A 16,552-nucleotide genomic window follows, 5' to 3' on the forward strand; every position below is an offset into this window, starting at 1 on the left:
ACCATGGTGTCGGCGCCACCCCCGGTACGCCATGTGAGCCGGGCCACTCATGGCTCGGCCGGGGGTGGCCCGCCGCGGGTCCGGGCGCGGGTCAGACGTCGGAGTCGATGCCGGTGACCACCGACGGGCCGAGGGGCGCGCTGCTCACGTCCAGGCCGACCGCGCGCAGGGCGGCGTCCGCGACCTCGTGGGCGCGGCCTTCCGCCTGGGCGGTGGTGTCCGCCTCGACGGTGAGGCGGATGGTGAAGGTGCCGTCGTCGTTGAGCGAGAGGGCGTCCAGGTCCTCCTCGTCCCCCAGGTGGGTGCCGTGCGGGTCGTCCGGGCGCAGCGCCCGGGCCAGCTGGTCCTTCGTGCCGTCCTGGACCGTGCCGGTGAACGTCCCGGGTACCGAGATGACGTACGTCGTCATGGCTGTCCTCCTTCGGATGCCCTCCGCCTACCCCGATCCGGCCGCGGGACCCAGGCCGTGCGGGCGGGGCGGCGGTCGCGCGGCTCGTCGGGCCGGTGTCCCGCGCGGCGCACCCGGCGGTGGTGGGCGGGAGGACCCTGCCTCCGCGGGTGCGCCGGCGGTGCACCCGCGGCCGACCGGGTGCACGCCGACAGGCTGTCCCGCGGCACGGCCCGGTAAGCGGCCCGCGGGGGTGGCTGCGGAGCTTCCGAGGCGTCCGAGGGGCGCCCCACGGGCTCCCGCACCTCTCTTCACGCTGAAGCGCCCCGACCCGGCTCTGGGCAGGGGGTGGCGGTCCGTGACGGGCGGAGACCGGACGGTTCGTCGCCGTCGGCTTCCTCAGCGGACTTTGGCGGCTCTTTTAAGGCTTTCTGAAGATGACCTTCGGACGGCCCTTTCCGGCCCGGCCGCGTCCTAGGCTCTCGACCACCCCCCACAGTCCCGGTGGGCGCGGTCGCGTCCACCGGGTACGGGGTCCGATCAGCCGACAGACAAGCCGAGGTGTCCTGCGACATGGGTTCCCGCCGAGCCGCCCGTCCGTCCCGCTCCCACGCCCGGCCCCGCGGCGGGCTCAGGACCCGCGGTACCGCGCTGGCGCTCGGCGCCGTCACGTTGACGGCGGGCGTCGGGATCACCCTGGCCGTCGCCGGGGGTGAGGACGAGCGGGCCGCGGACCGGGTCGCCACGAGCGCGGCCGGTGAGGCCTCGCGCGCCGGGGAAGCGGCGGGCGGTACGGCTCCGCTCGCCTCCACGTCCGCCCGCCCGAGTGCCACGGCGAGCGGCTCACCGAGCGCGAGCCCGGGAGCGAAGGACGCGGAGAAGAAGGACGGGCGCGAGCCGAAGCGGACGACGAGCCCCTCCTCCGCCCGGCCGGCGACGAAGACCGCGCCCAAGGCACCCGCGCGGACGACGGCGAAGAGCGGCGGCGACCGGTCGTCGGGCGGTGGCGGTGACACCGGGTCGGGCAGTACCGGCGCGGGCTCGGGATCCGGTTCGGGTTCCGGCGGGTCCGGCGGCCCCGAGGCGCAGGTGCTCGCTCTCGTGAACGAGGAGCGGGCCGCGGCGGGCTGCTCGCCGGTCACGGCGAACGACCGGCTGACCCGGGCCGCCGACGACTACAGCGACGTCATGGCGAGCAGCGGTGTGATGTCGCACACCGGCCCCGACGGCTCCACGATGGCGAGCCGTGTCGAGGCCGCCGGTTACCAGTGGTCCACGCTCGGCGAGAACATAGCCAGGGGGCAGGCGGACGCCGCTTCGGTGATGGAGTCGTGGATGAACAGCTCCGGTCACCGCGCGAACATACTGAACTGCTCCTTCAGGGAACTGGGCGTCGGCGTGCACTTCGGCGACGGCGGCCCCTGGTGGACCCAGAACTTCGGCACCGGCCGCTGACGCCTCCGTCACCGTCCGCCGTTGGTACCCGCGAGTCCGAACGACACCCGCACCCGCGCCCCTCCCAACGGCGCGCGGGTGATCGTCAGCTCGCCGTCCGCCGTACCCGCCGCCCGGGCCACGATGTCCAGGCCGAGACCGGTGGAGCCCCCGACGCTCACGCCCCGGGTCAGCGCCGCCTCGGGGTCGGCCACGCCCGGGCCGGCGTCGTCGACCGTGAGGATGACGTGCCGCTCCGCCCGCTCCACGCGGACGGCGAAGGCGGTGCCCTGCGGGGTGTGCCGGAACACGTTGCCGATCAGGGCGTCGACGACGGCCGCCAGGTCGTCCTCGGGGAAGGCCACGGGTGCCGGGCGCGGGGTGAGGGAACGCTCGTAGGGCCGGCCCTGCTGGGTGGCGAGGACCGACCAGAACTCGAGCCGCATGGCGACCACCTCGGCGACGTCGCACGGTTTCGCCGTGGCCGTCCCCGCTCCGCCGAGCTGGGCGGCGGCCAGGGGCGTGCGCGCCGCGGCGATGATCGAGTCGAGTTCGCTCTCCAGTTGCCCGGCCGCTTCCGTCACCCGCCGGGCGCTCGGGGTGGCGCCCATCCGGTCGGCCTCCAGGTAGAGGGCGGTCAGCGGGGTGCGCAGCCGGTGGGAGAGGTCGGCGACCAGCTCGCGTTCCACGGCGAGGAGGTCGACGACCCGGTCGGCCATGGTGTTGAACGCGACGCCGGCCTCCTGGAGCTCGGGCGGGCCGTCCGGTTCGACCCGTACGTCGAGGTCGCCGGAGCCGAGGGCCAGCGAGGCGCGCTTGAGGCCGCGGGAGGAGCGGACGACGCGGGCGCCGAGCCGGTCGGCGACCAGCACCGAGCCGCCGACCAGGCCGAGCGCGAGCAGCGCCATCACTCCCCAGGACGCGGCCACGCCCCGGGTGAGGTCTGCGGCGGGCACGTAGGCCTCGACGACCGCGACCCGGTCGCCGCGCAGGACGACGGGCTGGAGGTAGACCCAGCCGTCCGCGGTGTCGACGGCGAGCGTCTCGCGTCCGCGCACGGCCCGGTCGAGCGCGTCCTTCGGCGCGTGCGGGTCCCCTACGAAGCCGCCGTCGGGCAGCCGCACCACGAGCTGGTCGGACGAGCCCAGCTCGGCGACGGCCTGGTGCACGTCGGCGCGCCGGGTGGTGAGGGCGAGCACCGGGGAGAGGGCCGAGGCGCGCTGTTCGGCGGCGGTGGTGACCCGGTCGCGGGCCTGTTCGCGGACGAGGAGGGCGAGCGGGATGAGGAACGACAGGGCGACCATCGAGGTGACGGCCAGGGCGATCCCGGCGAGGGCACGTCTCATGGCGAGCTGACCAGCTTGATCCCGATACCGCGCACGGTGTGGAGGTAGCGGGGCTTGCGCGCCTTCTCCCCCAGTTTGCGGCGGAGTGCGGAGAGGTGGACGTCCACCGTCTGGTCCTCCAGGTAGGGCTGCTGCCAGACCTCGGTGAGGATGCGCTGCCGGGAGATGACCTGGTCGGCGTTGGCGGCCAGGTAGGCGAGCAGGTCGAACTCGCGGCGGGTGAGGGCCAGCTCCCGGCCGGCGAGGTGCGCGGTGCGGGCGGTGGGGTCCACGCGCAGGTCGGCGACCTGGAGGACGGACCGCCGCGCCGCCCGTACGTCGGCGGGCTCGGACCGGCGCAGGACGGCGGCGAGACGGGCCGCGAGCTGCCCGCCGGAGAACGGCTTGACCAGGTAGTCGTCGGCCCCCGCGTTGAGCAGCCGGATGATCTCCGTCTCGTCGTCGCGGGCGGTGGCGACCAGCACCGGGACGCGGGAGATGCCGCGGATCATCCGCAGTACGTCCAGCCCGTCGAGGTCGGGCAGCCCCAGGTCGAGCACCACGATGTCCGGGGGGCTCTGCGTGATGTCGCGCAACGCCTCGAAACCCTGGTGAGCGGTCTTCACCGCGTAGCCGTGCCCGGTCAGGACCTCGATCAGCGCGGCCCGGATCACAGGGTCGTCCTCGACGACAAGTACGGAGGCCATGGGCAGGCACGTTAGCCGGTCCGTCACTATGGTGTCGTGTCCCGCCTCCTGCGCTACCTGATCATCTGGCTGTCGTGCACGGCCGCCAGTGTCACGGCTGTCATCATCACGATCCACTTCGTGGTGGGCTCGACCCGGCCGACGGCGCCGGTCGCGCAGTCGGCGCCGCAGGAGCTGGCGGCCCCGTCGCAGTCCCCGCGGCCCTCTCCGTCCCGGACCGCGAAGCCCTCGCCCAGCCCGTCGGCGACCAGCCGCGAGCCCAGTCCCACGCCGACCCGGACCAGTGAGAAGCCGGCCGATCCGGTTCCGACGCCGACGCCCACCGCCCGCACCACGCCCTCGCGGGCTCCGGCGGGCGGGGGCGACCTCGGCTGCGAGGACGGCGGGGCCGGCGTGTACACCGTGCCGTCGCAGGGCGGCAAGGTGACCGTGCGGTTCGGCGGCGCCGGGGTGTGCCTGATCTCCGCCGTGCCGAACCAGGGCTTCACGGTGGGCACGAGTCAGAGCGATCCACGGACGCTGATGGTGACGTTCTCGGCGGACCGCCACCGGTCGGAGATCACGGCGACGACGCAGCCGCGGAGCCAGGCCGGTGTCCGCGAGGTGTCGTTCTAGGGTGGCCCCGCCCGTCGGGGACCGGTGCCGGCCGGCGCGGGCACCCGCGGTGCCGCCGCCGGCCGGCGGGACGCTCCGCTCACGTCCTCGCGCAGGCGGACCCGTTCAGGTCGAACGCGGTCGGGGTGGTGTTGGCGGCGCCCTTCGCGCCGGTGAACCCGAGGGTCACCGCGGAGCCGGCCGGGACGGTGGCGGTGTAGGAGGCCGGGGTGACACGCACGGCGCCCCCGTTCTGGACCGGGGTTCCTCCCCACATGTTCGTGATCCTCTGCCCGTCGGCGAACGCGAAGGTCAGCGTCCACGGGCCGATGGGCGCGGTGCCCGTGTTGCGGATGACGATCTCCCCCTGGAACCCGCCGGGCCACTCGCCCACGACGCGGTAGCCCACCGAGCATGTGGCGCCGGGGGTGCCGCCCGCGTCGGTGGTGACGTCCACGGCGGCGGAGCGGGCCGAGCGGTTGCCGGCCGCGTCACGGGCGTAGACGGCGAAGGTGTAGGCGGTGTTGGCGGTGAGGCCCGTCACGGTGGCGGTGCTGCTGGTGGAGGCGGCGGCCGGGGTCTCGCCGCCGGCGCCGAGGCGGACCACGTCGTAGCCGGTGACGCCCACGTCGTCGGTGGCCGCGCTCCAGCCGAGGGTGACGGAGGTGGCGGTGACGGCGGTGGCGACCGGGGTGCCGGGGGCCGTCGGGGCCCGGGTGTCACCGGGGCCGCCGCCACCGAAGACCGTCGCCTCCTTCGAGGTCCGGGCGATACCGTTCACGCCGTTGAAGATGCGCTCGCCCCAGGAGCTGAGCCGGCTGGGGTCGAAGTCGATCACGAGGTCGAGGATCGGGTCGGTGTTGCCGCTCCAGGACCAGGCCAGGTAGCCGAGGTCGAGCTGCTCGGCGGTGGCCATCATGGTGTCCTCGTCGGGGTCCCCCCACTGGTCGGCGGGACCGCCGAACTCCCCGATGAGGATGGGCAGTCCGGCGTCCACGAAGGAGTTCAGGTAGCTGGTGATCTCCTGCGCGGTGTCGTAGACGCTGTACATGTGGATGGAGAAGATCAGGTTGCCGGTGGGGTCGGCGTCGTAGACGGCCTGGGCGTCGGCCTTCATCACGCCCTGCCAGTCCTGGCCCCAGTTGGGGGCGTCCACCATGATCGTGTGCTGGAAGCCGGCCGCGCGGAGCTTCTCGACCGCGGCGACGGTCGGCGCGGTCCAGCCGGCCGGGTCGGTGTTGCCCCAGGGCTCGTTGCCGATGTTGACGATGACGTAGTCCTCCTCACCGGCGAGGACGTCCTTGAGGCCGATCCAGTAGTCGGCGGCGTGGTCGAGGGTGCCGGCCGCGGCGTCCTCCCCGTAGCCCGTGGTGTCGTGCACCTCCAGCACGCAGATCAGGCGGTTGGCCTTGCAGTCCGCGACGACGGCGGCGACGTCGGCCGGGCTGTTCTCGGACCAGCGGTGGCCGTCGGAGAGGACGACCCGGACGCTGTTGGCGCCCTTCGCCTTGATGTCGGCGAGCGACTGCGTCTCACCCGGGTACCAGGTGTGCGCGTGGTTGACCCCGCGCATGACGAAGTCGTTGCCGTTGCCTTCGAGCAGCCTGCCGTCGCTGATGTGCAGGCCGACGGCCTGGGCGGCGGGCGTCTGGGCCAGGGCGACGGACGGGCAGAGGGCGCCGACGACGACCAGCCCGATCAGGGTGGCGAGACCGGTCAGGAGACGGGCGAAGGCGCTCTTGCTCTTCGGTCGGGGGCGTTGTGCCGGTAAGGGGCGTGGTGCGGTGCGCACGGCGACTCCAGGGGGCGAGTAAGTGCGGACACGGGGGACGCGCAGCTGTGGGAGCGCTCCCATAGAACTCAGGCGTCACGTACACGTCAAGACCTCGGGCGGAAAACGCTTGCCGGCCGCCCGTTTCCGGGCGGCCGGCAGCCGACTCACGTGACCGCACCCGTCAGGGCAGGGTCCACTTCTGGTTGGGTCCGGTGTGGCAGGACCACAGGTGCACGGGCGTGCCGTCGTTCCAGGTGCCGCCCGACGCGTCCAGGCACTTGCCCGACTGCGGGTTGCGCACCGTGCCGTCCGACTGCGCCGCCCACTTCTGGGCGCCCGAACCGTTGCAGGTCCACAGTTGGATCCGGGTGCCGTCCGCGCTGCCGCCGCCCGAGACGTCCAAGCACTTGCCCAGCGCCTTCAGCGTCCCGTCAGTGGCGACCGTCCAGCTCTGCGCCGCGCTCCCGTTGCACGTCCACACCTGCACCTTCGTACCGTCGGCGGTACCGGAGTTGTCCACGTCCAGGCACTTGCCGTTCACGCCCGTCACCCGACCGGTACGGGGCCCGGGCGAGGTGCCGGACTGCTTGACGCGGATGTTGCGGAAGGCCACGTCGTCGCCGTCTCCGTGGTTCTGGAGTCCGATGTGCCCCTGGGCCAGGCTCCGCGCCGGGTCGGTGTTGGTGAAGTCGTTGATCTTCGACCCGTTGAGGAAGATCTCCAGCCGCTCGCCGGTGACGCGCAGTTCGTACGTGTTCCACTCCCCCGGCGGGTTCAGCGCGGCGTCCCGTGCGGTGAGGTCCGCCGACTTGAAGCCGTAGACGGCGCCCGTGGTGCGGTCGGCGGCGTCCGTGGCGTCGATCTGGATCTCGTAGCCGTTGTTGACCGCCGACCAGGGGTCGTTGGAGGCGGGGAAGCCCAGGAAGACACCGGAGTTGTCGTCGCCGGACGCCTTCCAGTCCAGCTTGAGGGAGTAGTCACCGGTCAACTCCCGGGCGGAGTGCCAGAGCAGGCCCAGGCCCCCGTGGGAGGTGAGGGTGCCGTCGGCGAGAGTGAACCCGCCGGGGCCCGCCTGCTGCCAGCCGGTGGTGCCGGAGCCGTCGAAGAGCGACGTGTAGCCGCTCTCCGGGCGGCAGTCGGCGTTCGTCATCCCCGCCGCCCAGCGGACGCCGCCGAGCAGGTGCCGGCGGAAGGCGGGGTCGGTGTAGGACTCGTCGGTGTGGCCGCCGCCGGTGTAGAAGGCCCGGCCGCCCCGGTAGTCCTTGCACCAGGCGATCGGGTGGTCGCCGTTCATGTTCCCGCCCGCATAGCTCGACTCGTCGAGCGAGGCCAGCACATGGGCCGTGGTGCGGGGGTTGGTGCGGTAGTTGTACCACTCGTCGGTCCGCTGCCAGGTGCCGCCCAGGTGCGCGGTGGCGTCGTGGGCCCGGTCCTCGACCTCGACGGTCGCGGACTGGATGGCCGGGTGCGAGTGGAAGAGGGCGCCGGCCAGCCCCTCGTAGAAGGGCCAGTCGTACTCGGTGTCGGCGGCGGCGTGGATGCCGACGTATCCGCCGCCGCCGTTGACGTAACTCTCGAAGGCCGTCTGCTGGGCGGCGCCCAGTACGTCACCCGTCGTGGACAGGAAGACGACCGCCTTGTACTGGGCGAGGTTCCCGGTGGTGAAGGTTCCCGGGTCCTCGGTGGCGTCCACGGTGAAGTTGTTCGCCGTGCCGAGGGCCCGCAGCGCCGTGATGCCGTCGTCGATCGAGGAGTGGCGGAAGCCCACCGTCCGGGAGAACACGAGGATCTTGTACGCCGGGTCGGCCGCGGCCTGGGCCACGGTGTCCGGGGCCGCCTGTGCGGCGGTGGTGCGGGCGGTGTCACCGGCGGCGACGCCGGGAAGGGCGGTGGCCTGGGGGGCCATGCAGAGCAGTGTTCCGGCGAACAGGCCCAGGGCTGCTTTCAGTTTGTTGCGCATGATCGTCCCCTCCTCTCTACGGCAGGGTCCACTTCTGGTTCGCTCCGGTGTGGCAGCTCCACAGGTGCACGGGCGTGCCGTCGTTCCACGTGCCGCCCGACGCGTCCAGGCACTTGCCCGACTGCGGGTTGCGCACCGTGCCGTCCGACTGCGCCGCCCACTGCTGCGCACCCGAGCCGTTGCACGTCCACAGCTGCACCTTCGTGCCGTCCGCCGTGCCGCCGCCGGACACGTCCAGGCACTTGCCCAGCGCCTTCAGCGCGCCGTCACCGGCGACCGTCCAGCTCTGCGCCGTACTCCCGTTGCACGTCCACACCTGCACCTTCGTACCGTCCGCCGTGCCCGCGTTGTCCACGTCCAGGCACTTGCCGTTCACCCCCGTCACCGCACCCGTGCGGGTGCCTGCGCCGGAGGTGGAGAAGGAGAACTCGTCCACGTCGAACAGCGAGCCGCTGCCGCCCTTGAAGACCAGGTGGAGGGTGGTGGACCCGGTGGGTTGGTTGCTCAGTGCCGCGGTCACGTCCTGGAACGTCTCCCAGCCGCCGGTGACCGGCACCGTCGCCGTGCCCAGCAGCGTGCCGGTCGGGGAGCCCGCGCGCACCTCGATGGTGCCGCCGGACCCCGCGGAGGAGACCCGGGCGGTGAAGGCGGTGGTGTTGCCGAGGGCGTACGGCTGGAAGGAGATCCAGTCACCGTTCTCGATGTGACCGACGGTCCTGCCCCCGTGCGCCGGAGTGTGGGTGACGATCTGGACGCCCGAGGAGTTCCCGTAGTGCTCGGCCTGCCGGTGGCTGGGCTGGGTGATGTGCTGGTCGTGGGTGGTGAGGGCGGGCTGTCCGTTCGCGCCCTGGTCGGTGTACTCGGCGTCGATGACGCCGAAGATGTTGGCGTTGGGGTCGTGTTCACCGTCCGCGAGGGTCCGCAGCGTGCCGGTGCAGCCGGTGGCCGAGGTCTGCGGGTGTCCGTGGCTGTCGTGCCCCACGATGAAGGTCACCTTCACCTTGGCGCAGTCGATGGTGCCGTCCTCGGGGTCGGTCACCGTCACCTTGAACGGGATGGCGGCGCCGAAGTCGTAGACGCTCCCGTCGGCCGGCAGGTCGAGCCGCACCGTGGGCGCGGTGTTGCCGACCGTGATCTGCACGGAGGCCGTGGCGGACTTGCCCGTGGTGTCGGTGACCTTCAGCGTGGCCGTGTAGCGGCCGTTGGTGGTGTAGGTGTGGGACGGGTTGGCCGCGGTGGAGGTGGCGCCGTCGCCGAAGTCCCAAGCGTACGAGAGGGCGTCGCCGTCCGCGTCGGAGCTGCCGGCGGAGGAGAAGGTCACCGCGAGGGGCGCCTTGCCGGAGGTGGTGTTCGCCTTGGCCTGGGCCACCGGGGCGTGGCCGCCGGTGACGTGCTCGATGCGGTACAGGGCGGAGTTGGCGTCGCCGTTGAAGTAGCCGGTGCCGTAGTCGAGAACGTACAGGGCGCCGTCCGGGCCGAAGGCCATGTCCATCACCTGGGTGCCGCTCCAGGGGAAGGCGTTGATGGACTGCACGGTGCCGTCGCCGCCGGCCTCGATGCGTTTGATCCAGCGTCGGCCGAACTCGCCGGCGAAGAAGTCGCCGTCGTACTCGGCGGGGAACTTGACCTCGGAGGTGGAGTTCGCGTCGTAGCGGTAGACGGGTCCGCCCATGGGCGACTCCGAGCCGCCGCCGAACTCCGGTACCGAGCCGCCGTCGTAGGGGATCCAGGCGGGCTGGACGGGCGGCAGGTCGGTGAGGCCGGTGTTGCGCGGCGAGGTGTTCCTCGGGGCGGCGCAGTTGAACGCGGCACCCGACGCGCCGGAGGCGAAGTCGTGGTCGACGTAGGCGTCGTTGTCGCCGGTGCAGTAGGGCCAGCCGAAGTTGCCCGGCTTCGTGACGCGGTTGAACTCGACCTGCCCGGCCGGTCCCCGGGAGGCGTTCGCGGTGCCCGCGTCCGGGCCGTAGTCACCGACGTAGACGGTCCCCGTGGCCTTGTCGACGCTCATCCGGAAGGGGTTGCGGAAGCCCATCGCGTAGATCTCGGGGCGGGTCCTGGCGGTGCCGGGGGCGAAGAGGTTGCCGGACGGGATGCCGTAGGACCCGTCGGCGTTCACCTTGATGCGCAGGATCTTGCCGCGCAGGTCGTTGGTGTTTCCGGAGGAACGCTGGGCGTCGTACGCGGGGTTGCGCGAGGCGCGCTCGTCGATGGGGGTGTAGCCGTCGGAGGCGAAGGGGTTGGTGTCGTCGCCCGTCGACAGGTAGAGGTTGCCGGCCGCGTCGAAGTCGATGTCGCCGCCGACGTGGCAGCACAGGCCGCGGGAGGCGGGCACGTCGAGGATCTTCTTCTCGCTGGCGGTGTCCAGGGTGCCGTCGGTCCGCAGGACGAACCGGGACAGCCGGTTGACCCCGTCGAAGGGGGCGAAGTCGGCCGCCGACCCACTGGCCGGCGCGTCACCGGCGGGGGTGTTCAGCTTGGGGGCGTAGTAGAGGTAGACGAACCGGTTGGCCGAGAAGCCGGGGTCCGCGGCGACGCCCTGCAGTCCTTCCTCGTCGTGGCTGTAGACGTCCAGTTTGCCCGCCACGGCCGTGGTGCCCGCCGCGTCGGTCCGCCGGAGGGTGCCGTCGCGCGAGGTGTGCAGCACCGAGCGGTCCGGCAGGACCGCCAGGGTCATGGGTTCGCCCGTCTCGGCCACCCCCTTGGCGAGGGTGACCTGCTGGAACTCCTCGGCTGCCGCGGCCTTGGTCCCGCCGCCCGGGTCCGCCGTGGCCGCGACGGCCGGGCTCACCGGCAGCGTCAGGCCGACGGCACACGCCAGGGCCGGCAGCAGGAAGCGGACACGTCTGTGTCCGCGCGGTGTCGTGCGCACTGAGTTCTCCCGGAGAGTGAGGGGTGGCGGCAGGCATGCTGGGCCTGCCGTGAGGGAGTACGGGCGCGCGCCGTCGCGCCGTCGAGCGCCGGTCGGGGACAGCTATGACCGGTTCATTTCAAGGAAGTTAGCGGCCTTGGTCCGAACCTGTAACCCCCTTCTCCGCAAGATCTCTAATCTTTTTCCGCCGACGGGACAAAGTGCCTGGACGCGTCGCCGAGGAGGGTCACGGCGCGCCGTGCCGGCCTACGCGGTCCAGCACCGCCCGCATCGCGCGCTGGACGGCCTCGCGGGTCTCGTCGGTCGGGTCGACGCCTTCGAAGGCGTGGTGGCCGTGCGGCACGTCGACCACCTCCACGTCCGCTCCCGCGTCCTCGGCCGCGGCCAGGAACTCCTCGACGGTGGCGGCGATCTCGGGCGCCTCCAGTCCGACGCGGGTGAGCACGAGGGGCAGGTCGCCGGCGTCCGCCACCGCCCGCGCCGGGTGGAAGCGGGAGCCGGACAGTCCCCACGCGGGCAGGGGCGCGAGCACCGGGTAGGTGGCCGCCAGGCAGCGCAGCCACCGCGGGGGCGCGGCGAGCCAGTCGGTGGTGATCAGACCGGCCCCCGAGAAGAACCACAGCGCGACCCGGTCCGCGTCCACAGCCGGGTCGGCCCGGACCGCCTCCACCGCGGCGGCCACGTCCGCGGCGGCGCGCTCGTAGTCCGACAGGTCGTGGAGACGGTGGTCGACGACCGCGCCCACCGCGCCGCCGGCCGCCGCGAGGCGTGCGTAGCCCGTCAGGGTCGGCCAGTCCCTCGGGGTCGGCCGGGCGTCGGCGGGTACCGGGCCGCCGTGCACGAACAGCACCGCGGGCCGCGGGCCGTCGGCGTCGGGCAGGTGGAGGTCGACGTTCCCGTGCCGTTCCCGGAGGGCTTCGGGGACGTCGAGCGGGAACGGGCGCAGATGCGCGGGCGGCACCGCCGCGTCGGCGGGGACGAGCCGGTGTCCCTCGCCGGCCGCGGCCCGCAGCAGGACGTCCGTCAGCTCGGCGGGAGCGGAGAGCATCGGCCAGTGTCCCGTGGGGAGTTCGAAGAAGGTCACCCGCGGGTCGGTGAGGGCCTGCAACGCCGGATCGCCGAAGCCCACCATCATCTGGACCGTTTCGATGCTCGCACCGTTGCGCGTGCACAGCACGCCGGTGGTGGGCACCGTGGCCACCGCGCCGGTCAGGCTCAGCGGCTGGAGCAGGGTGGCGAGCGGCTGCGGCGCGGCGAGAGCGGTGAGCCGGTCCAGCGTCGCGTCCGGGACGCCTGCCGTGCTGCCCCACAGCCGCCACTCGTCGGCCCCGGCCGGGGGCTTGAGCACGTCGCCGGTGTCCTCCCGGCCACCGGCGGCGGCCAACCGCGCGCGCAGCGACCGGTCGGGCACGGCGGCCAGGGCGGGGACGCCGTCCTGCGGCATGCCCGAGTCCAGGTGAACGACGCGGCCGACGCGCTCCGCCCGCCGGTCGGCGGCTCCCAGCGCCGGGTGGATGCCGTAGTCGTGGCCGACCAGCACCACCTCGCGGTCCTGTGCCGTGCCGAGGGAGTCGATCACCGTGAGAACGTCCGCGATGTGGGTCTCCAGGTCGATGCCGCCGGCCGGCGCGGTACGCGGACCGTCGAGCCCGGTGAGGGCCACCGTGTGCGCCTCGGCGCCCGCGGCGGTCAGTCGGGCGGCGGTCTCCCGCCACACGTGGGTACCGGTGAACATGCCGGACACCAGGACGAACGCGGTCATGGTCGCTCCTTCACACCCCTGCGGGGCGGCCCGATCGCCGTCCCGCGGTCGCCGGTACGGTAGGAACTCCCCCTGAGGGAGGTTCAAGTGACCACGTCGGACGACGGTCTGTGCGGCATCGGTGAGCTCGCCGAGCAGGCGGGCGTCACCGTGAAGACGGTCCGCTTCTACTCCGACCGCGGGCTGCTGCCGGAGGCCTCCCGCAGCGCCGGCGGGCACCGGCGCTACGGCCCCGAGGCGCTCGACCGCCTGCGGCTGATCCGGTCCCTGCGCGCTCTCGACCTGTCGGTCCCGGTGGTGCGCCGGATCCTCGACGAGGAGGGCGACCCGTGCGGCGCGTACGCGCAAGGCGGCGCCCTGGAGGCCGCCGTCGCCGGGCGGCTGAGCGACGTCGGGTCCGAGCTGGCGGCGCTGCGCTGGCGGGAGGCGGCGCTGCGTCTTGTGCAGGAGTGCGCGCCCGGGGAGCGGCCGGACCGGCTGCGGCTGATCGGCGCCGTGAGCGTCCCGCCCAGCACGGCCCCGCTGGTCCGGTTCTGGCGCGGCTGGCTGCCTCCGCGGATGCCGGCCCCCTCCACCGGCGCGTTCCTGGAGGTGGCGGTGCCGCGGCCGCCCGACGATCCGGCCCCGGCCCAGGTCCTCGCCTTCGCGCGGCTCAACGCCCTTGTCCTCGCCCCCTGTCCGGGTACCGCGCAGCCCCAGCCCGAGGCGCACCGGGTGGCCGGTGCCCGGGGCGCCGCCGTGCTGTACGAAGGGCTGGCGGAGGCGTACGAGCTGGCTGGCGTCCAGCTGCGCCGGGACCGGCCCCCGAGCCCCGGCGAGGCGCTGGACGGCTTCGTCGGCGCGTACACGGGCGCGTACGGCGTCCGGGACACCCCGGCCTTCCGCCGTGGGCTGGCCGGGCAGCTCGCGGCCGATCCGCGGATCGACCGCTACTGGGAGCTGGTCGCCGAGGTGATCACCCCGCCGGGCCGCCGGGCCGAGCCGACGCCCGGCTCCGCGCACGACTGGCTGCTCGCGGCCCTGGTCGGGGAGACGGGGGCGGCACAGCCGGTGGTGGGACGTCAGGGGACGTCGCCCCGCCAGTCGAAGCGCCGGCGGTCGTCGGTCCTCGGACCGTACGCGGAGCGTCCGCCCGGGCCGTAGCGGCCTATCTCCGTGGCCAGCACCACTCCCCTGGCCCGCTCCCGCTCCGTGAGGTCCGTGACGTCCAGGAGCAGACCGTCCAGGGGGCCGCCCACCAACTGGACGTAGCCCCGGCCGGGCCGCGGCCCGGGGCTGTCGTGGTCGGCGCCGTACACCCTGCCCCGCATGAACTCCACCTCATCCATGCGTCGCAGCCTCGCATCCGCCACTGACAACGCCTGCGGGACGGCGTCCTCACAGGGGCGGGTCGTCGAGCAGGTCGAGCAGGCAGCGGGCGCCCTCCTCGGCGACCTGCGCCGCCGCGGCACCGGACGCGCCGGGGAACAGCCTGCCGTAGGCCCCGGCCCGGCTCAGGGCACTGAGCCGCCACGCGAGACCCACCGCACGCCGCAGCTCCGCCGTGCTCCGGCCGACGCCCGTCCAGGGTTCCAGGTAGGCGTCCCGCAGGCGCGGCAGGACCCGCGGCCCGTATCGGTCCCGGGCCCGGCGGGCGGGGACCGCCAGGCTGCAGAAGGGGTGGGAGAGGACGGCGTCCCCCCAGTCGAAGAAGGTGAACCGGCCCGGCGCGGGGTGGAAGAGCTGGCCCTCGTGCAGATCCGCGTGGTCGAGGGAGTCGGGGATGCCCGCTGCCGCGAGTTCCTCGCACCACTCCACGACACGGGGACGCAGCCCTTCGACTCTCGCGCGGTCCACCGTCCGCAGCGGGGAGGCGTCGAGCCGGTCGAAGACACCGGGCAGCGCGGTGGCCGGCAGGTGCGGGACCCCCAGCCGTGCGATCTCCGGTACGCGCGCGGCCAACGCGTACTGCGCGGCGGCGTACTGGCGCAGGAGTTCCTCCCACGCGGTGGGGCCGACCGTTCCCCGGTCGAGTACGTCACGCAGGAGCGGTCCGCCGTCGGGCAGCAGCGACCAGCCCCGGTCGGCGTCCACCGCCAGGGGCTCCAGCACGTGCCGCGGCACCCAGCGGGCCAGCGCGGCGGTCAACGCGCCCTCGAAGGCACTGGCCGGCGGGTTCGCCTTGAACCAGACCGCACCGTGTCCCGCAACGGGCAGCCGGACCAGGACGGACCAGGGGCGCAGGCGCACCCGCCACTCCCCGGCCGGCCGCAGGCCCCGGGCGGGGAGCCGCCCCTCCACCCAGCCGACGGCGGCGGCCCGCCAGTCCTCGTCCTCCCAGGGGGTGACGGTGTCCGGGAACCGTCCCCGGTCCACCACCACCCGCGTCGTCTCGCGCATCGCCTCATCTCAGCACCGCGTCCCGGGCGCGGCCACCGCTTTTCGACCCCGCCGGGTCGTGCCCGCGCCCGGGAGTGCGGCGGACAATGAGCGCGAGGAGGGCCGCGGCGGCGCACGCCGCGCCGAGGACGGTCCACAGCGGGTCGTAGCCGGCGAAGGCGTCACGCGCGACGCCGCCCAGGAAGGCGGCCAGCGCGGCACCGACCTGGTGCGCGGCGTTGGCCCAGCCGAAGACGATGGCGCTGTCGTCCCCCCAGAAGGTGCGGCACAGGGCGATGACGGGGGGCACCGTGGCGAGGTCGAGGAGGCCGAAGAGGACGACGAAGGCCATCATGGGCGGCGTCACGGTCGCGCTCATGAGCGTGGGCAGCGCGACCAGCAGCAGACCGCGCGCGGTGAGGACGACGGCCAGCAGCCTGCGCGGGTCGAGCCGGTCGGTGAGCCATCCGGCGACGACGGTGCCGGCGACGTTGAAGACGCCGATCAGCGCCAGCAGCGTCGAGGCGGTGGTGACCGGCATGCCGTGGTCGTGGGCGGCGGGCGCGAAGTGCGTCCACATGACGCCGTTGGTCGAGGCACCGCAGACGGCGAAGGCGATGGCGAGCAGCCAGAAGGGGGCGGTCCGCGCGGCGTCGCGCGGGACGGTGAGGGCGCGCCGTGCCGCGCCGGGGACGGGCGGCGGCCTGGGGACGAAAGCGGGGTTGCCGTAGGGGCGGTGACCGCTGTCGGCGGGGTGGTCGGCCAGGGCGAGCCGGACCAGGACCAGGACGGCCAGGGCGGCGAGGGCCGGCGCGGCCAGCGACGCACGCCAGCCGTGGTGGTCGACGGTCCAGGACAGGGCGGGCAGGAAGACCATCTGCCCGAGCACGCCGGCCGAGGAGAGGATGCCGGTGACCAGGCCGCGGCGGGTGGTGAACCAGCGGTTGGCGACGGTGGTGGCGAGGGTCATGGACAGCGCGCCGGTGCCGAGGCCCACCAGGAGGCCCCAGAGGAGGGTGAACTGCCAGGCGGCGGTCATGACGGTGGTGAGCAACGCTCCCGCGGCGACGACGCCGAGGGCGGTGCCGACGATCCGCCGGACGCCGAAGCGGTCCATCAGGGACGCGGCGAACGGGGCGGTGAGGCCGTACAGGACCATGTTCACCGAGGCGGCGAGGCCGATGGCGCCGCGGGACCAGTGGAACTCGCCGTGCAGCGGGCTCTGGAGGATGCCGGGCAGGGTGGAGAACGCACCGGCGACGACGATCGTGGCCGCGGTGACGGCCGCCGTCCACCAGGCGCGGTGGCCGGGGAGGGTGCGGGGGTGTCGGGTCGTGTGGCGCATGGGCACCACCCTTCGCCGGACGCCGAGCACACACCA

The 16,552-nt window shown here is 73.7% G+C and carries 14 protein-coding genes; 3 read left to right on the forward strand and 11 right to left on the reverse strand.

From position 1 onward, the window contains the following. Nucleotides 1-91: 91 nt before the first annotated feature. Nucleotides 92-409: a hypothetical protein gene (locus ACZ6EG_RS22625; protein WP_391970518.1), complete on the reverse strand. Its 318-nt coding sequence runs from the start codon at nucleotides 407-409 to the stop codon at nucleotides 92-94. A 552-nt stretch (nucleotides 410-961) separates the two neighbouring features. Between ACZ6EG_RS22625 and ACZ6EG_RS22630 the strand changes: the two genes are divergently transcribed. Next, nucleotides 962-1,843, forward strand: a complete 882-nt coding sequence (locus ACZ6EG_RS22630; RefSeq protein ID WP_391970519.1) for a CAP domain-containing protein — start codon at nucleotides 962-964, stop codon at nucleotides 1,841-1,843. A gap of 8 nt (nucleotides 1,844-1,851) precedes the next feature. On the opposite strand, the gene ACZ6EG_RS22635 is transcribed toward ACZ6EG_RS22630, so the two are convergent. From ACZ6EG_RS22635 to ACZ6EG_RS22645, 3 genes are read right to left on the reverse strand one after another with little or no spacing between them, the layout of a single operon-like run. Then, entirely contained in the window at nucleotides 1,852-3,168 is a 1,317-nt protein-coding gene (locus ACZ6EG_RS22635; RefSeq protein ID WP_391970520.1) for a sensor histidine kinase, read from the reverse strand. Further along, entirely contained in the window at nucleotides 3,165-3,854 is a 690-nt protein-coding gene (locus ACZ6EG_RS22640) for a response regulator transcription factor (protein WP_366766832.1), read from the reverse strand. The genes ACZ6EG_RS22635 and ACZ6EG_RS22640 overlap by 4 nt, the downstream gene beginning before the upstream one ends. Before the next feature lie 53 nt (nucleotides 3,855-3,907). Beyond that, nucleotides 3,908-4,255: a hypothetical protein gene (locus ACZ6EG_RS22645; protein ID WP_469606992.1), complete on the reverse strand. Its 348-nt coding sequence runs from the start codon at nucleotides 4,253-4,255 to the stop codon at nucleotides 3,908-3,910. Here ACZ6EG_RS22645 and ACZ6EG_RS22650 point away from each other — a divergent pair. After that, entirely contained in the window at nucleotides 4,248-4,469 is a 222-nt protein-coding gene (locus ACZ6EG_RS22650) for a hypothetical protein (RefSeq protein WP_469606995.1), read from the forward strand. The genes ACZ6EG_RS22645 and ACZ6EG_RS22650 overlap by 8 nt on opposite strands. Nucleotides 4,470-4,548: 79 nt before the next feature. Here ACZ6EG_RS22650 and ACZ6EG_RS22655 read toward each other — a convergent pair whose 3' ends face one another. The 4 genes from ACZ6EG_RS22655 to ACZ6EG_RS22670 all read right to left on the reverse strand — a co-directional run bounded on the left by ACZ6EG_RS22655 (nucleotide 4,549) and on the right by ACZ6EG_RS22670 (nucleotide 12,813). Then, nucleotides 4,549-6,240 carry a cellulase family glycosylhydrolase gene (locus tag ACZ6EG_RS22655; protein WP_469606998.1) on the reverse strand — a complete coding sequence of 564 codons (1,692 nt, stop codon included), beginning with the start codon at nucleotides 6,238-6,240 and terminating at the stop codon, nucleotides 4,549-4,551. Between the two features lie 163 nt (nucleotides 6,241-6,403). Beyond that, nucleotides 6,404-8,182 carry a ThuA domain-containing protein gene (locus tag ACZ6EG_RS22660; RefSeq protein WP_391970522.1) on the reverse strand — a complete coding sequence of 593 codons (1,779 nt, stop codon included), beginning with the start codon at nucleotides 8,180-8,182 and terminating at the stop codon, nucleotides 6,404-6,406. A gap of 16 nt (nucleotides 8,183-8,198) precedes the next feature. Further along, nucleotides 8,199-11,051, reverse strand: coding sequence for a carbohydrate-binding protein (locus tag ACZ6EG_RS22665; RefSeq protein WP_469607001.1), 2,853 nt, complete (start codon nucleotides 11,049-11,051; stop codon nucleotides 8,199-8,201). A gap of 226 nt (nucleotides 11,052-11,277) precedes the next feature. Beyond that, a complete protein-coding gene (locus ACZ6EG_RS22670; RefSeq protein ID WP_469607004.1) occupies nucleotides 11,278-12,813 on the reverse strand; it encodes an alpha/beta hydrolase in 1,536 nt (511 codons plus the stop codon). 87 nt (nucleotides 12,814-12,900) lie between these two features. Between ACZ6EG_RS22670 and ACZ6EG_RS22675 the strand changes: the two genes are divergently transcribed. Beyond that, complete coding sequence (locus ACZ6EG_RS22675) at nucleotides 12,901-13,956, forward strand: helix-turn-helix domain-containing protein (RefSeq protein ID WP_391970525.1); 1,056 nt, start codon at nucleotides 12,901-12,903, stop codon at nucleotides 13,954-13,956. Here the strand turns inward: ACZ6EG_RS22675 and ACZ6EG_RS22680 are convergent. From ACZ6EG_RS22680 to ACZ6EG_RS22690, 3 genes are read right to left on the reverse strand one after another with little or no spacing between them, the layout of a single operon-like run. Next, nucleotides 13,875-14,141 carry a hypothetical protein gene (locus ACZ6EG_RS22680; RefSeq protein ID WP_356610197.1) on the reverse strand — a complete coding sequence of 89 codons (267 nt, stop codon included), beginning with the start codon at nucleotides 14,139-14,141 and terminating at the stop codon, nucleotides 13,875-13,877. The two genes, ACZ6EG_RS22675 and ACZ6EG_RS22680, sit on opposite strands and share 82 nt — an antisense overlap. A gap of 49 nt (nucleotides 14,142-14,190) precedes the next feature. Beyond that, nucleotides 14,191-15,192 carry a phosphotransferase gene (locus tag ACZ6EG_RS22685; RefSeq protein ID WP_469607009.1) on the reverse strand — a complete coding sequence of 334 codons (1,002 nt, stop codon included), beginning with the start codon at nucleotides 15,190-15,192 and terminating at the stop codon, nucleotides 14,191-14,193. A 4-nt stretch (nucleotides 15,193-15,196) separates the two neighbouring features. Then, nucleotides 15,197-16,516, reverse strand: coding sequence for an MFS transporter (locus ACZ6EG_RS22690; RefSeq protein WP_469607012.1), 1,320 nt, complete (start codon nucleotides 16,514-16,516; stop codon nucleotides 15,197-15,199). Nucleotides 16,517-16,552 lie beyond the last annotated feature (36 nt).

It is taken from the genome of Streptomyces sp. NPDC041968, assembly GCF_055589025.1.

Bases quoted from the DNA above. Each gene is read 5' to 3' on its own strand.
- ACZ6EG_RS22680 (WP_356610197.1), bottom strand. From the start codon at position 14,141: ATGGATGAGGTGGAGTTCATGCGGGGCAGGGTGTACGGCGCCGACCAC.
- ACZ6EG_RS22690 (WP_469607012.1), bottom strand. From the start codon at position 16,516: ATGCGCCACACGACCCGACACCCCCGCACCCTCCCCGGCCACCGCGCC.
- ACZ6EG_RS22625 (WP_391970518.1), bottom strand. From the start codon at position 409: ATGACGACGTACGTCATCTCGGTACCCGGGACGTTCACCGGCACGGTC.
- ACZ6EG_RS22640 (WP_366766832.1), bottom strand. From the start codon at position 3,854: ATGGCCTCCGTACTTGTCGTCGAGGACGACCCTGTGATCCGGGCCGCG.
- ACZ6EG_RS22635 (WP_391970520.1), bottom strand. From the start codon at position 3,168: ATGAGACGTGCCCTCGCCGGGATCGCCCTGGCCGTCACCTCGATGGTC.
- ACZ6EG_RS22630 (WP_391970519.1), top strand. From the start codon at position 962: ATGGGTTCCCGCCGAGCCGCCCGTCCGTCCCGCTCCCACGCCCGGCCC.
- ACZ6EG_RS22660 (WP_391970522.1), bottom strand. From the start codon at position 8,182: ATGCGCAACAAACTGAAAGCAGCCCTGGGCCTGTTCGCCGGAACACTG.
- ACZ6EG_RS22685 (WP_469607009.1), bottom strand. From the start codon at position 15,192: ATGCGCGAGACGACGCGGGTGGTGGTGGACCGGGGACGGTTCCCGGAC.
- ACZ6EG_RS22670 (WP_469607004.1), bottom strand. From the start codon at position 12,813: ATGACCGCGTTCGTCCTGGTGTCCGGCATGTTCACCGGTACCCACGTG.